Origin of the sequence: Arthrobacter bambusae (assembly GCF_030812595.1) — a bacterium.
Lineage (GTDB): Bacteria > Actinomycetota > Actinomycetes > Actinomycetales > Micrococcaceae > Arthrobacter > Arthrobacter bambusae_B.
The window spans coordinates 40,090-54,950 of sequence record NZ_JAUSSZ010000008.1 but is presented as its reverse complement, the minus strand read 5'-3'; the positions used below and the strand labels follow the sequence as shown (position 1 = coordinate 54,950).

The window sequence follows — 14,861 nt, the reverse complement described above, 5'->3', positions numbered from 1 at the left end:
GATGGCAAGGTTGCTTGGTGATTGCGACGAGATGATCGTCCGGCATCGGTTGCCCGCTGTTTGTCGATGATTCCCGACTGGTCTTTTCCGTATTTGGTCCAGGGTGGAGGGTGCTCAGCGCTTCGTCCGGTACCTGGTCATGACCACGCCACCGGGAAATGTCCGCGTCTCCACCAGGTTCAGGTTCACCCACTTGTCCATGGCGGCGAAGAAGGGCGTGCCGCCGCCCAACAGGACCGGATGGGTCACCAGGATGTACTCATCGATGAGCCCGGCCCGCATGGCCGCCCCGGCAAGCGTTGCGCCGCCGACGCTCATCGAGCCGCCGGGTTCCGTCTTGAGCCGTGTGATTTCGCCGACCGCGTCGCCGGTGACCAGGCGGGTGTTCCAGTCGACCTTGTCGATCGTGGAGGAAAACACCACCTTCGGCGTGTCCCGCCAGTTCTGCGCGAACTCGATCTCCGCGGGGGTGGCGTTGGGTTTCTGGTCGCCGGTCGGCCAGTAGGAGCTCATGGTCTCCCACAGCTTGCGCCCGTACAGCGACAGACTGCTCGCCCGCTCTTGCTCGAGCCACCATTGGAAGAGTTCGTCGCTCGGCCCGCTCCAGCCGATGTCATCGCCGGCCGCGGCGATGTAGCCGTCCAGGGTCAGGTTCATGCCATAGATCAGTTTCCGCATGGCTCCAGCATTCCATCAGCGGTCTCAAGCTGATAGACCAGCAGGGGCGCGGGAACACTGGCCTCCCTCAGGTCCGCCCGCCGATGGCAGTGCCAGAAGGTCCGCGGCAACCTTGCAGACCATGGAAAATGTTGAGCGGTTCCGGCTGATGCTCGCGGAAGAACGTGACCGTAAACAGGCCCTCCTCAGCTCCCTCCGCCAGGAAATCTCCGCCTGACACAGTCGGGACCGCGTTCGCAGGATCACCAACGATCACCGCCGATGATGGAACCGACATCTTCCCCGACCGGGCACCAGCCCAGGACCTCGCTTGCCGGCTCTACCGCACTCCGCGGGGCCTCGCGGGCGTACCGACCATTGATCAGATCAAGGAAGCCCTCACGAACTGCAGTATCTGAGGGGCAAGGAGTTTCGGGCCACCGGCCGGGCCGTGGGCAATTGTTTTCGCCCGGATGTCGGATTCTGCTCAATCATTCGAATGGGCAAATTCTGCGCCCGCGGGATCACGGGACCGGCAACGTCGGCTAAGGGAATGATCCAGCAGAATCCGACCGCGTTCCTATGAGTTCCAGTGGTAGTGGCCGTTCTTGTCCGCGCCTTTGCCTCCGCACGTGTAGATATTGCCTGCGGCGGAAATTCCTTGCATTCCAACGTCTGCGTTTGGGCAGAAAGCACCCGGGATCACCCCTTGCACCAAGTTCGTCGCCGGAGCGGGAGCCGGCGGAGCCGGAGCGGGAGCTGGCGGAGCGGGAGCCGGGGCAGCCGGAGCTGGAGCCGGAGCTTGGACTGGAGCCGGCGGCGCTGGCGGAACGATCGGTGCCGCAGGTGCCGCGGGCACGACTGCGGCTGTAGTTGGATCCGAGGAAACGGTCCGGCTCGGAGACGGCGTCGGTGTTGGAGTGGGGGACGCGCTGGGTGAGGCGGCTCGGCTCGAGGTAGGAGTATCTGAAGGCGACGGGCTCGGACTTGCCGATGTTGGAGCTGGAGCGGTGGAGGCCTGGCTTGAGCTGGGAGGCTGCACATGCGAAGCCGGCGCAACGGGGGTGGCGGCGACGGCGCCGCCCATGGCGACGAAACCGATAACCAAGCTTCCCGCAAATGCCGCGAGGCCTATCTTGCGGCTCGGGAGATAGGCCCAGGACCGCCGTCCGGTGACCATGGTGTACAAAGCCGTGACGAGGAGGAAAAGGAAAAGGAACAGGACCCACACTTCGGGGGCGCCTGTGGTAAAGGTCAAAATAAGCAGCAGGAGTGTAGCGGCCAGGCCCACTTTGGTCGAGGCGCCTAGAGATTGAATGGTTTTCAAATTATCCCCCAAATGATGCGAGGCCCGGGCTAGGCCGCTCGCAACTAATAAGTCCACTTATTAGTACAGGATGAAAGTGGTATTGGGAATGCATAAAATGAAATTGCCTTGGCATGTCGCGACGGAGCCTACCGCGGACTTTACGGCGGATCCTCACCGGGCGTAAGGGCGGACCGTGTCAGACTGAACTCATGTGTCCCCGTTCCGTGAAGCCGCCCGCTCTATCCGATGACGCAGAATCCAACAGCGTAGAAAGCGGGGCCCTGACGCCGTCGCGACGCGCGCGACGCCACCTCGCCGTGAGACTCGACGACGCCTGGCTCAGGTTCCAGACGCGTCTCGCAATCCGGCGCGGTCGGGTGGAGACCGTCATCCCCTACACCGGCTACGGCACCACTTCCTGGGTCCGGGTGTTGGCGCGCGTTGTCCGCAGTGACGCGCGGGACACCGGGACCGGTGCCCAGGAAAGTGCGCTCAAACCGCTGCAGGACGGAATGCGCGGCTGGCGCAATTTCACGAGTGCGCCCGTGGCACACGGCGCCGTGCGCGTGAGCATCGCAGGAACCGTCCATGATGTCGAAGCGGACCGTGGAGGCGTGGTGGACGCGTGTATCCCGGTAACCCTCGACGCCGGCTGGCATACAATCACCCTGCAATCCGGAAGCTCCAAGACCGTGGAGGCTCCAGTGCAGGTCGTCCCTGACGATGCAGACTTCGGTGTCGTCTCCGATATCGACGACACCGTGATGGTCACGGCGCTGCCTCGTCCGTTCCTCGCCGCCTGGAACACCTTCGTGCTCGACGAACACGCGAGAACCCCGACGCCGGGCATGGCTGTGCTGTACGAGCGGATCGTCAGGACGGTGCCCTCGGCACCCGTGGTGTATCTGTCGACCGGAGCCTGGAACGTCGCACCGACGCTGTCCCGGTTCCTCTCCCGCAATTTGTATCCCGCCGGACCCAAGCTCCTGACCGACTGGGGTCCCACCCCCGACCGCTGGTTCCGCAGCGGCCAGGAGCACAAGCGGGCATCCCTGGAACGTCTCGCAGCGGAGTTCCCCGGCATCAAATGGCTGCTGGTCGGCGATGACGGACAGCACGACGAGGTCATCTACGCCGAGTTCGCCCAACGCCACCCGCAGAACGTCAAGGCCATCGCGATCCGTCAGCTCTCGGCCAGTGAGGCGGTGCTCGCGGGCGGGCGGTCGAAGTCCCCAGTTCGACCCACCCCAGGGATTCCTTGGATCTATTCTCCGGACGGTGCGGGGATGTCGGCCCAGCTCGAGCAGTTGGGCATCATCCGGCGCGGCGTCCGTTCCGCAGACGTGCCTGAGGAATCCGAATGAGCATCCGTTCCATCGGGCAGGGTCAGGAATCCGCCCAAGCTCCGGCGCCTATACTCCGACTATGAATGAGATGAAGCCGCGCATTCTCCTAGTAGAGGATGACGTGGAGCTTCGGGCGATGCTGCAGGAGTTGCTGGTCGGCGAGGGCTACGACGTGTCCAGCGCGTCAGATGGACAGAAAGGCCTCCACCTCGCCCTGACCAGGAAGTTTGACGTTTTTGTCCTGGACCGGGGCCTTCCGGTAATGGACGGGTTGAACCTGCTGACCACACTCCGCCGGGAGGGCATCGAGACGGCCGCGCTCATACTGTCCGCATTGGGCAACCCTGCGGACAGGGTTGAGGGGCTCGACGCCGGCGCAGAGGACTACCTGTCGAAGCCTTTCGACATCGATGAACTTCTGGCCCGGTTGCGAGCCTTACGACGCCGGCATATCACCACCGCGACGACCCTGCGGATCACCGGTGGTCATTTTGACCTTGAATCGCGCAGCGTGACCCGTACTGATGGTTCCGTCGTCGTTTTGTCCGAACGGGAGAGTGCCTTGCTGGAGGAACTGGCACGGTGGCCGAACCGGGTGTTCTCGCGTGGCGAGATTCTTGAGTACGTCTTTCCGAACGCCGAAGAGGCAGGGGTGGTGGACACCTATGTCCATTACCTCCGGCGGAAGCTGGGACGGGGGAGCGTGCGCACGGTTCATGGCGTCGGCTACAGGATCGGCACGCTCGCATGAAGGATCAAGCCAAGGATGAGCTGCAACGGTCCTCATGGCGGATGGCCCTGCAGACCGGCGCTTTGCTGGTGCTGTTGTTGGTCGCGATTGCAGGATCGGTGCTGTTGATTGTCAGCACGAGCCAGGCCACCGCAGCCCAACGCCTCCTGACTACGGCCACGGAGCACGTAGATTCGATTGTTGACGCCCCCGCCGGAACCTGGCTGGCGATCTCCAACCAGGGCGTGTTGACGGTGTCTCCAGGGATGCCGTCCGGGCTGCCGGACCTGAAGGCTATCGAAGCAGTCGCCGCCAACGGAGTTGCCGCGCAGGAAGACGTTTCGATCGGCGGCCGCTCGTACACCGTCCGCACCGCAGGTTCGGGGAGCCGGGTAGTCCAAGCGGTGTTCGATCGTCACGAAAACCTCGAGGAGCTGAACCGGCTGGGGCTTGCCCTCTTGCTGACCTGTGGCGGAGCGGTGGTATTGGCGAGCCTTCTGGCGGTGTGGTTGGCCCGGCGCGCCATGCGGCCCATGGCCGAGGCGCTGGACCGGCAACGGCGGTTCGTCGCGGATGCAAGCCATGAACTGCGCACGCCACTCACACTGCTGAATATGCGTGCCCAAATGCTGCGACGCCGGGTGGCGTCCGCTCCAACACAAGAGCCGCCGTTGAGCATCGAGGCTGACCTGGACGCCATGATCGAGGATTCGCGCTCGCTGACTCGACTGCTTGAAGACCTCCTGATCTCGGCGGATTCACGAAGGGTTGAGCTCACGCACGTCGACGTCGTGGCGCTGGCAGAGGACGTCGTCCAGTCTTTTTCAGCCTCCGCCGCGCGCCGCGGAGTCACGGTTGTCCGAAGTGGAATAGCCGGACCGATGGGGATTACTGCCGCTCCGACGGCGCTGCGCCGGCTGTTCGTGGCGTTGTTGGACAACGCCGTCCGTTTCGCCAAGGGACGGGTGGACGTGGGTTTAACCCGGGATTCGAGGACACTTGTCATCACGGTCCGGGACGACGGGCCCGGATTTGCCGACGACGTCAAGATGCGGGCCTTCGAACGGTTTGCAACCGCCGAGCCGCTCGACACCAAACCGGAGGAGGATACGGTGCGGCCGCGGCACTATGGGCTGGGGCTCGCGCTCGTCGCTGAAGTGGCCGCGCAGCACGGCGGCCGGGTGGAAATCGGCGCGCAACCGTCCGGGGCGGCCGTCGTCGTCCATCTGCCCATTCGGCGAAATCCCGGGAACCCTCCCGCCGCCGGTTCCTTGTTTCGCTCTTTGGTCTCCAGGCTTCGAAGAATGTTCTAAGAACACGCACCTAGCATTGCGTTCATGAGCAGAACATGGGCCGCCGAGGGAGAGACTAGATGACGGCCCGGCCCGGAACAACGGGCCAGACGGCAAGCCAGCGGCGGGCACCACAACGGGCGCGTTACCTCCGACGGGCCCGTCTGGCGGACCTTTTGGAGACGTTCGTCTGGTTGTCGGTGGCGCTCGTGCTGGCCTTGTTTCTGGCGGACAGCGGACTGGTGGAATTCAAAACCGTCCCGGGCGCGTTTACCGCCGTCGGCATCATCTCCGGACTCGTGGGTGCCGACCTGATGCTGATCCAACTTCTCCTGGCGGCGCGGCTCCCGGTCATTGACCGGGCGTTTGGCCACGACCGGGCCTTGCTGGTCCATCAGCGGATGGGGAAGCCTGTCTTTTACCTTATTTCCTTACATGTGCTGCTGCTTTGGATCGGCTATGCGCTGACGGCGCGATTGAACCTGTTTGCGGAAATATGGGACATGTTCACCTCACTGCCGGACATGAAAGTCGCATACCTGGGGTACGCGCTGCTGGCGATCGTCGTGATTACCTCGCTGGTCCTTGTCCGGCGGAAGCTCTCATACGAGGCATGGCATGTTGTCCACTTCCTTGCATATGTTGCCGTGCTCGCGGCACTGCCGCACCAGTTCAGCACAGGGCAGTTGTTCGCGGATGGAACCTGGGCGCGCTACTACTGGCTGGTGCTGTACTTCGGGGTAGCCGCTGCACTACTGGTCTATCGGTTCATCATTCCCGTGTTGCGGACCCTTCGCCACGACCTTCGGGTCAGCAATATCGTTACCGAGGCGCCCGGGGTGTACTCCATCGAGATGACCGGTCGATCGCTTGCGGACCTGCGGGTCCGTGGCGGCCAATTCTTCATCTGGCGCTTCTGGTCGCGCGGGCTGTGGTGGCATGCCCACCCGTTCTCGCTTTCGGCGGCCCCTGGGATCCTTCGCCTCAAAGTCACAGTCCGTGAGCTGGGAGTCGGGACCGCTGAATTGAGCACACTCCCGATCGGAACCAGGGTGAGCATCGAAGGGCCCTATGGACTCTTCACCGACCGTGCCCGGACCACCCGGCGTGCGGTCGCCGTCGCAGCCGGCATCGGAATTACGCCCATCATCTCTCTGCTTGAGCAGGGCGACTTCGCTCCCGGCGAGATGACGGTGATCGTCAGGGCGCCGGACGAGAAGGGCCTCTACCTCTACCGCGAGCTCCAGAAGCTGTGTATCAAAAAGTCTGCAACGCTCTACGTCTTGCTGGGGCGCCGGCCGAAGAGGGGTCATGACAGCTGGCTGCCGGCCCGGGAAGCCAGCCACCGCATGAGCCTGTCAACGATCGTCCCCGATGTACGGGATGCCGACGTGTTCGTGTGCGGGCCGCGCGACTGGACCGACCTGGTGGTCGAGGACGCAAAACGGGCCGGCGTACCTCGCTTCCGGATCCACTACGAAAGGTTCAGCTGGTGAGGGCTCGCAGCGCCGTTCTGGCCGGCCTCGCTTCGGCCGCCGTCCTCCTCATCGGGTGGCATGCCGGAAACCAGGCTGATTCCGCATCCGGCGGCACCACAACGAAAGCGGCTAACCCGCCGTCGGGCACCGGAACGCTTTCCGGACCGGACAGTCCGACGACGGCCGGCACCGGCTCCGGGCCGGCGGCCCCTGCCGCCACGGGAGCCAAGGACGGAACCTTCGACGGTAGCCAGATCCAAACCCGGTATGGCACGGTGCAGGTCCAGGCGGTGATTTCCGGCGGGAAGATCGCCGACGTCGTGCCGCTGCAGCTGACCGACGTCGGGTCCCTGTCCGGCGAGATCGACCAGCAGGCCGTGCCGATGCTCAAGTCCGAGGTGCTATCGAGCCAATCAGCCCACGTCGACACGGTTGGAGGTGCAACCTACACGAGCGAGGGCTACCTCAGCTCGTTGCAGGCGGCACTCGACGCTGCAAACTTCAAGGGATAGCAGGCCCACTGAAGTGCCTGCACTGAAGAGCCCTCACCAACGAGAACGCTTACGGTCCGGATGAGTCCGCGTCCCGCTTGCGCTGCCCGCCTAGCCTCGCTCCGTCGACGATCTCTTCCTCTTCGCGTTTCTCGAGTTTTTCGCTGCGCCTGGTTCCGCGAGGTGGAAGCTGGATGGCCTCTTCGGCGGTGATTCCTGCCTGGAGTTCCCGCCCGCGTTCCATCTCGGCATCGAACTCTGCACCGAACAGGAGCGACATGTTCAATATCCATAGCCACAGCAGCATCACGATGACGCCGCCGATTGTCCCGTAGGTCTTGTTGTAGTTGCTGAAGTTGGCTACGTAGAAGCCAAAGCCCAGCGAGGCGAGGACGAATGCCAGCAGAGCGATAAAGGAACCGATACTCATCCACCGGAACCGCGGCTGCTTTACGTTAGGGGTGGCGTAATACAGGACCGCGATGATCAGGATCACCAGGGCGATGACGACTGGCCATTTTGCGACACTCCACACGGCCAGCAGGTCTCCGCCAAGGTTGGCGGCCCTGCCTGCGGCGTCGGCCACAGGTCCGCTGAGCACGAGCATGCCGGCGATCAGGGCCACGACTACCACGGCGAACACAGTGACTCCGAGCATGGTTGCCCGCAGTCTGACGAACCCGCGACCTTCGTCCACTTCGTATACGCGGTTCATGGCCCTGCTGAAGGCTCCCACGTATCCGGACGCGGACCACAAGGCAGCGAGGATACCGATCACCAAGGCGAAACCGGCCGACGTCGAGGTAGTAAGTTCTTCAATGGGCTGGCGGAGGGTCTCGATGGTGGATCCCGGGGCGATGCCCTGGAGGACGTCCAGGAGGGCTGAGGTGCTCTTTCCTGCCTGCCCGAAAATACCCAGCAGGGAGACGAGCGCAAGCAGGGCAGGGAAAAAGGAAAGCACCGCGTAATAGGTAAGTCCCGCAGCGGCGTCCGGGCACTGATCCTTGCCGAACTCTCGAAAGGTCCTCTTGACTATGTAGGTCCAGGTTGGCTTGGCGATCTCGGTGGGTCTGTCCGGTTTCCGGGCATCGTCCGACTCCGGGGCCATTTCTGCCTTGGCCTTGCTGTTTTCGGCGGTATTTTTGCTTGTCATGGATGTCCCTCGTTCCACGGCGTGATGGAGGCGTGCTGTCCTTTGCGCAGTATTGGCCGGACAGCACGCCTCCCTCCGGATCAGACCGGCTTGATCCTGTCTCTTGCTGCTGTGGTGCTGTCCGTTACGTCGGAGACGGCGGTCTGGGATTCTTCTTTGACGTTTTCGACTGCGTCCGAGGCTGCAGCCTTCACGTTCTCCAGTGCTTCCTGGGCTGGCCCCTGCAGATCCTGGGCCACGTCCTGGGCGGCCGCGGACAGCTCGGCGGTCAGGGGTTCAGCCGCGTCCTTCAGGGCTGCGGCCGCCTCCTTCTCCTTCTCACTTGCCGGGATCAGGGAGGCGACCAGCAGCCCGGCCCCGAAGGCGATCAGGCCGGCAGCCAAAGGGTTGCCTTGCGCCTTGCTGGCCACGCGGTGGGGCACATCGCCGATTGCCGCACCTGCGTCGTCGATCGCTGATCGTCCGCTGTCCACCAGATCATCAGCCGCGCCCATCACGTTCTCCTTCACGCCGAAGACGGCGTCCCTGACTTTCTCCGTTTGGCGCCGGACCACGTGCGACGGCGTCACCTTATCCGCCACCGCGTCAACGTTGGTGCCAAGGCGTCGGCGGGTCTGCTCTATCTCGGAACGGATGTCATCCGGATTTTCACTCATCGTTGCTCCTCGCGTGGTTTGAGTGTTTCTGGAATTTCCTGGATTGTTTCGGCCGTCTGGGGCAGGCCTTTGACGGCTTTGAGTTCCTTGCGGCCTATCGATGCCAACACGGCAGCCACGATCGCCCAGAGGACAGCCACGACGACGGCGGACCAGCCCAGTCCCATCAGCTCGCCCAGGGCGTACCAAAGGGCGATGGAGAGGAAAAGGAGGACAAAATGCCCCGCAACGCCGGCGCCAGCCAGCATCCCGGCGCCCTTGCCTGCCCGCGTCGTGGATTGCTTCAGTTCAGCCTTGGCTAGCTCCACTTCCTGGCGCATCAGCGTGGAAATGTCCCGCGTGACGTCGCCCAGAAGGTCTCCCAGCGATGTCGATTCCGCCTTGGCATGCGCGGGCGTCGGCGGGATTTGGCTCTCGGTCATCGCGACTCACCGCTGGTGGGGTCGCCGTCAAGGCCGCGCCCGGCGTCGGCTGCCTCGTTTCCTGTCATGGGGGCAGGAGAACCAAGACGATGCGAACGGTCACGCGTGAATGGATCCTCGGCCGCGCCCCCGTCAGGCCAGGGATCAGCTTCCGGCTCGGTGACCGGCGCGGATTGAGGAGTGCCCGGCGCGCCGGCGGCTGCAACGTGCCCGTCGCCCGAGAGGGCGCCTGGGTTCGAATATCCAGCAGTCGTGGTGGTTGGGCCAGGCAGCTCGACTGCAGGCGGGGGCACCGTCCTTCCGGGCCCGGGAACGAAAGGCTGGGCCTGGTCGCGGGCGGGCTGGACGGGGGCAGTCCCGGTGGCAGTTCCTCGTGAGGAGCCGTCCGTGCCTGCGCTCAGTCCGCGGCTCAGGCGGCCGGCCAGGACGCCTGCTCCGGCGGCCAAGAGGAGGAACGTGCCGGGACGCTTCCGCGCGAAGGTCTTCACTTCGTGCAGGAGGGAGCCCGGGTCCCGGTCCTCCAGCCAAGTCGCCACGGAGGACGACCGTTCGGCGGCCTGACGCACCAAATCCGTTGCCACGCCGGGTTGCTCCGACGCCGTAGCCATGGATTGCAGTTCCTCCGAAATGGAGCGGAGGCCGGCGGCTACTTTTTGCTGCTGCCTTCCGGCCTGGTCCGTGAGGTCAAGCCTGGCCTGGTCCAGCAGATCCCTAGCGCTCGATTTCGCTTCGGCCGCGACGTTCGCGACTTCGGATTTCGCGGTTTCGACGACGTTCTTCGCGGAGTCCCCGGCCTGCTCGGCCACGTTCCCTGCCTCGTCCTTGATGGTTTCCGTCGTCGGCATGCCGCTGTTGTGAGGGGGCGGCGGGGGAACTTGCGTGTCCGCTAGTTGCTCGGTGGCCGGCGGGGGCGTGTAGTTCCCGTCCCATTGGTTCTCTGTCATCTTCGCTCTCTTTCAAGAAGGTCGGCTGCGGATCAAGAACCAGAAATACTGGCAGTTAAGATAGTAAGCATGCTTACTAGCTGAGCGTAACCCCCTCCCGCGAAATGGCCGGAGAAGTTCGCGAACTGTCGCGACAATGGCGTGGCTCCCATCGTCCGCCGCGTGAGGGAGTCCAGTTCACAACTCAAGTCATGGCGGATCCTCAGACCCCCAGGCGGGCGAACGCAGGGCTTCGGCCCGCCAGCCTGCCGTCACGTACCGTGAACGGATATAGCCGATCTACATCCGATTCCGTGGGTCCTGGGAGCGGGAAGAACGCCGAAACGGCTTCACCGAGCACGAAGGTTGCATCCGGCGAACCGTCCGTACGCCCGTTCGACGCGCTGAACAACCCGGAAGGGGATGCATGGAGCGCGTCGAACGATCCCGTCACCCTTCCACCACGGAACCGGATGCCCAGGCAGCGTATGGTTCCGATCGTCAAGATGTCGCCAGCCGTAAAGCCCAACAGGAATTCCCCCGGACCTGTGGTGAGCTCGCCCACCCGGACGGAAAGGAGGATTTCGTTCCCGAAACCGATCAGCAGCGCCCGGCCCGGACCGCCGGACGCCATGCCCGAACCTTGCAGGCATCTGCTCAGACGAAAACGGAGAGCAGCAGCGTGAATCCAAATCCCACGAGGGAAATTACGGTCTCCATGACGGACCAGGTTTTGATGGTTTGCCCCACTGTCAGCCCGAAATATTCTTTGACCAGCCAGAAGCCGGCATCATTGACATGGGAGAAGAACAGCGAGCCGGCACCGATGGCGAGGACAACCAGCGCTACCTGGGCCGGCGACAGGCCGGTAGCCAAGGGCGCGATGATTCCGGCGGCCGTTACCGTGGCAACGGTCGCCGAGCCGGTGGCGAGCCGGATCAGGACTGCGATGATCCACCCCAGTACCAGGGCCGACAGGCTGGCAGCTACAGCGATCTTGGCGATCGCGTTTCCGGTACCGCCGTCGACGAGCACCTGCTTGAAGCCGCCACCCGCCCCGACGATGAGCATGACCCCGACAATCGGCAACAGGCTCTCGCCGATCTTCTTCGTCAGGGTGGATGCGGAGAAGCCCACCCGTGTACCGAAGGTCACCATAGCCAGAAGCACGGCCACAAGCAGCGCAAAGACCGGATCACCGATGTAGTCCAGCAAGGGCCGCAGCGGGGCACTCTTGTCCATCCAAATGTCTGCCGCGGCTTTTATCAGCATGAGCACCAACGGCGACAGCAGGGTCACCAAGGTCCAGGCAAAGGACGGGCTGCGCGTGGCTTGCGGATCCTGTGCCCTGGCTGCTGGCGCATCGCCCCTGGAACTCGCGGCTTTTGCGCCGGGGCCTTGCGACCTGGCCGCCTCGACATTCTCGCCGGCTCCGACGGTGACGGCCAAACCGGCGCCCGCGGCCCCGATCGGCACCATGCGTGCAGCGAGACGGCCAAAGAGGGGACCGGCGATGATGACCGTTGGAATGGCGATAAGCAGGCCAAAGGCGAGAGTCACACCAACATTGGCGTGCAGGATCCCGATCGCGGCCAGTGGGCCTGGGTGCGGCGGGATGAAACCGTGGAGCACCGACAAGCCGGCCAGGGCCGGAATGCCAAGGCGCATCGCCGGGCCCTTGGAACGGTGTACGGCCAGCATCACGACGGGTATCAGGAGTACGAGCCCGATCTCGAAAAACATGGGGATGCCGATGATGCCGGCGATGAGCGCCATCTTCCACGGCAGCGTTGCGGGCCGGCCATGCAGAAGAGTGTCCACGATCTTGTCCGCACCGCCGGAATCAGCCAACAGCTTGCCCAGCATGGCTCCCAACGCAATCAGCACGCCGACATAGCCCAATACGCCGCCGACGCCGGTCTCGTAGGACGTGGTCACTTTGTCCAGGGCGATGCCCGAGGCGATGCCCACGAAAAGGGCGCCGATGCTCAGGGCCAGGAAAGCGTGCATCTTTGCCCAGACGATCAGCAGGACGACTATCGCGATGCCGATGGCTGCCACTACAAGCACTTGGGTGTCGTGGCCGGTCCACGGTTGATGCATCGCGTCCGTGGTTGCGTCGGTGGCGAGCCGGGCGAGGGGCCTGCCGAGGATGGAGATTCCGTTCATGGTTATCGTCCTGTTCCGCTCGGCCGCAGGCCGAACTTGTCCATGATTTGTTGGGCAATCACGCTTGGAGCCGGACCAACGTCGAGACGGATTCCGGGCTCATCCGGGGACAGTTCCTCAAGGTCCGCGAACTGACTCCCCAACATGCTGGCGGGCATGAAATGGCCGTGGCGTTCGGCCAGCCGTGCGCTGATGGTCTCCGGGGTCCCCGAGAGAAAAACGAAGACGACACCCGAACCCCGGCGACTAATGATGTTTCGGTAAGACCGTTTGAGCGCCGAACACGTAATGACGCCGTTTTCGCCATGATCCAGCGTCTGCTCGACCCATTCGGCAACCTTCTCCAACCAGGGATATCTGTCCTCGTCCGTGAGTGGATGTCCCGCTGCCATCTTGTCGATGTTTGATTGGGGATGCAAGGCATCGCCCTCTTCGAATGCCCAGCCAAGCCGCCCCGCAAGGAGGGCGCCCACCGTGGACTTGCCGGAGCCGGAAACGCCCATGACAACAAGCACAACCGGTTCCGGCAGGACTGACGTCGTCTTGTCAAGTGGGTCCATGGTGCCCATCTTGGCAGCACCTGAGCTTCAGTGCCAGAGCGAATGGCGGCAGATTTCCCGGGGGAACTTGTCTCGCTGCAGTGCCGTCGCCACCAGCCGACGAGCACGGAGTACCGCGAGGAAACCGCAGGCCAAGGCTGGAAATGCTTCCTTCACCCGCAGATGGGAAGCATACTGATGATCTATTCAACGAGGAGGGTCATGTCAGCAACTTCAGACGCAAGAAGCGACATCATCGAAACCAACATCCCCGGCCGCATGGATCGCCTACCGTGGTCCAGATGGCATTGGATGGTCGTCATCGGTCTCGGTACCGTCTGGATCCTGGACGGACTGGAAGTCACGATCGTCGGGGCGATTGGCGACAGCCTCACCCAGCCGAACGGCGGTCTCGGCATGTCCACGGCGGACATTGGATTGGCGGCCGCTGTCTATGTAGCCGGCGCTTGCGTTGGGGCACTCGTTTTCGGCCATCTCACGGATAGGTTCGGGCGGAAGAAGCTCTTTTTGCTCACCCTCGGCCTGTATCTGCTTGCCACCGTGGCCACTGCGTTCTCCCTCAATCCGATGTGGTTCTTCATTTGCCGGTTCTTCACCGGCGCGGGTATTGGCGGGGAATATGCGGCGATCAATTCCGCAATAGACGAGCTCATCCCGGCCGCACGTCGTGGCCTCGTGGATTTGGCCATCAATGGCTCGTTCTGGCTAGGAACCGCATTCGGCGCGTCGCTCTCCGTGCTGCTGCTCAATCCCAGCTTCTTCGCACCCGGCATCGGGTGGCGCCTCGCGTTCGGCCTGGGGGCGTTTCTTGGCCTGCTGATCCTGCTTGTGCGGCGAAACGTGCCTGAATCTCCCCGCTGGATGTTCATCCACGGCCGGGACGAAGAGGCGGATCAGCTTGTCCGCGGCATCGAGGACGACGTGGAGGAGGCCACGGGTGAGAAGCTGTCCGAGGTCCACGAGACGCTCAAGGTGCGGCAGCGCAAGTCGATCGGCTTCGGCGTCATCATCAAGACAGCGCTCCAGCGCTATCCGAAGCGGGTCGTACTGGGCCTGTCACTGTTCGTTGGCCAGGCGTTCCTCTATAACGCGGTCTTCTTCACCTACGCGCTCGTGCTGACAAAGCTGCTGAACGTTTCCAGCGACGTCGCCCCATGGACGCTGGTTCCGATCGCCGTCGGGAATTTCCTGGGCCCGCTTGTCCTGGGCCGCTTCTTCGACAGCGTCGGGCGCCGCACCATGATCGCCGGCACCTACATCGCGTCCGGCGTCCTGCTGGCCCTCACGGCATTCGCCTTCTCCAGCGGAGCGCTTGATGCTTTCTGGCTCACCGCCTGCTGGATGGTCATCTTCTTCTTCGCTTCCGCAGGCGCCAGTTCCGCCTATCTGACGGTGAGCGAAATCTTCCCCATGGAGACGAGGGCTATGGCCATTGCCTTCTTCTATGCCGTGGGCACTGGGTTGGGCGGCATCATCGGCCCCATACTGTTCGGCCGATTCGTTGAACAAGGAATCGGGGCTGTGGCCTTCGGCTATGTCATCGGCGCCGTGCTGATGATTGCTGCCGGGATCGTCGAGATCGTGTTCGGAGTCGAGGCCGCAGGACGGTCGCTCGAAGACGTAGCGGCCCCGATTACCGCCCAGGCGGAGGAAGTGCGGGCCTGACGGGGGCCGA

Annotated in this window: 14 protein-coding genes; 6 read left to right on the top strand and 8 right to left on the bottom strand. The window is 63.6% G+C overall.

Going from position 1 to position 14,861, the window contains the following annotated elements; genetic code table 11:
- Nucleotides 1-114: 114 nt before the first annotated feature.
- Nucleotides 115-678 carry a dihydrofolate reductase family protein gene (locus J2S96_RS12090; RefSeq protein WP_306863556.1) on the bottom strand — a complete coding sequence of 188 codons (564 nt, stop codon included), beginning with the start codon at nucleotides 676-678 and terminating at the stop codon, nucleotides 115-117.
- Between the two features lie 1,497 nt (nucleotides 679-2,175).
- Here J2S96_RS12090 and J2S96_RS12085 point away from each other — a divergent pair.
- From J2S96_RS12085 to J2S96_RS12065, 5 genes are all read left to right on the top strand, one after another.
- Complete coding sequence (locus J2S96_RS12085) at nucleotides 2,176-3,330, top strand: App1 family protein (protein ID WP_306863554.1); 1,155 nt, start codon at nucleotides 2,176-2,178, stop codon at nucleotides 3,328-3,330.
- A gap of 61 nt (nucleotides 3,331-3,391) precedes the next feature.
- The gene (locus J2S96_RS12080; protein ID WP_306863552.1) at nucleotides 3,392-4,063 is read left to right on the top strand and encodes a response regulator transcription factor; all 672 of its coding nucleotides are present in this window, start codon (nucleotides 3,392-3,394) and stop codon (nucleotides 4,061-4,063) included.
- Nucleotides 4,060-5,355 (top strand): sensor histidine kinase, encoded by a 1,296-nt coding sequence (locus J2S96_RS12075; RefSeq protein ID WP_306863550.1) that lies wholly within the window; start codon nucleotides 4,060-4,062, stop codon nucleotides 5,353-5,355. The genes J2S96_RS12080 and J2S96_RS12075 overlap by 4 nt, the downstream gene beginning before the upstream one ends.
- A 59-nt stretch (nucleotides 5,356-5,414) precedes the next feature.
- Nucleotides 5,415-6,830 carry a ferredoxin reductase family protein gene (locus J2S96_RS12070; RefSeq protein WP_306863547.1) on the top strand — a complete coding sequence of 472 codons (1,416 nt, stop codon included), beginning with the start codon at nucleotides 5,415-5,417 and terminating at the stop codon, nucleotides 6,828-6,830.
- Complete coding sequence (locus J2S96_RS12065) at nucleotides 6,827-7,324, top strand: FMN-binding protein (protein WP_306863545.1); 498 nt, start codon at nucleotides 6,827-6,829, stop codon at nucleotides 7,322-7,324. Before J2S96_RS12070 ends, J2S96_RS12065 begins: the two co-directional genes overlap by 4 nt.
- 49 nt (nucleotides 7,325-7,373) lie before the next feature.
- Here the strand turns inward: J2S96_RS12065 and J2S96_RS12060 are convergent, their stop codons facing one another.
- The 7 genes from J2S96_RS12060 to J2S96_RS12030 form a co-directional block, all read right to left on the bottom strand.
- Nucleotides 7,374-8,456, bottom strand: coding sequence for a YihY/virulence factor BrkB family protein (locus J2S96_RS12060; protein WP_306863543.1), 1,083 nt, complete (start codon nucleotides 8,454-8,456; stop codon nucleotides 7,374-7,376).
- A gap of 80 nt (nucleotides 8,457-8,536) precedes the next feature.
- The gene (locus tag J2S96_RS12055; RefSeq protein ID WP_306863539.1) at nucleotides 8,537-9,112 is read right to left on the bottom strand and encodes a DUF3618 domain-containing protein; all 576 of its coding nucleotides are present in this window, start codon (nucleotides 9,110-9,112) and stop codon (nucleotides 8,537-8,539) included.
- Nucleotides 9,109-9,534 carry a phage holin family protein gene (locus tag J2S96_RS12050; RefSeq protein ID WP_306863537.1) on the bottom strand — a complete coding sequence of 142 codons (426 nt, stop codon included), beginning with the start codon at nucleotides 9,532-9,534 and terminating at the stop codon, nucleotides 9,109-9,111. The genes J2S96_RS12055 and J2S96_RS12050 overlap by 4 nt, the downstream gene beginning before the upstream one ends.
- Nucleotides 9,531-10,478, bottom strand: a complete 948-nt coding sequence (locus J2S96_RS12045) for a hypothetical protein (RefSeq protein ID WP_306863534.1) — start codon at nucleotides 10,476-10,478, stop codon at nucleotides 9,531-9,533. The genes J2S96_RS12050 and J2S96_RS12045 overlap by 4 nt, the downstream gene beginning before the upstream one ends.
- 202 nt (nucleotides 10,479-10,680) lie before the next feature.
- Complete coding sequence (locus J2S96_RS12040; protein ID WP_306863532.1) at nucleotides 10,681-11,091, bottom strand: hypothetical protein; 411 nt, start codon at nucleotides 11,089-11,091, stop codon at nucleotides 10,681-10,683.
- A gap of 23 nt (nucleotides 11,092-11,114) precedes the next feature.
- On the bottom strand, nucleotides 11,115-12,626 hold the full coding sequence (locus J2S96_RS12035; RefSeq protein ID WP_442319941.1) for a GntT/GntP/DsdX family permease: 1,512 nt from the start codon (nucleotides 12,624-12,626) through the stop codon (nucleotides 11,115-11,117).
- A 2-nt stretch (nucleotides 12,627-12,628) separates the two neighbouring features.
- Complete coding sequence (locus J2S96_RS12030) at nucleotides 12,629-13,186, bottom strand: gluconokinase (protein WP_306863530.1); 558 nt, start codon at nucleotides 13,184-13,186, stop codon at nucleotides 12,629-12,631.
- Between the two features lie 201 nt (nucleotides 13,187-13,387).
- On the opposite strand from J2S96_RS12030, the gene J2S96_RS12025 reads away from it, so the two are divergent.
- A complete protein-coding gene (locus tag J2S96_RS12025) occupies nucleotides 13,388-14,851 on the top strand; it encodes an MFS transporter (RefSeq protein WP_306863528.1) in 1,464 nt (487 codons plus the stop codon).
- Nucleotides 14,852-14,861 lie beyond the last annotated feature (10 nt).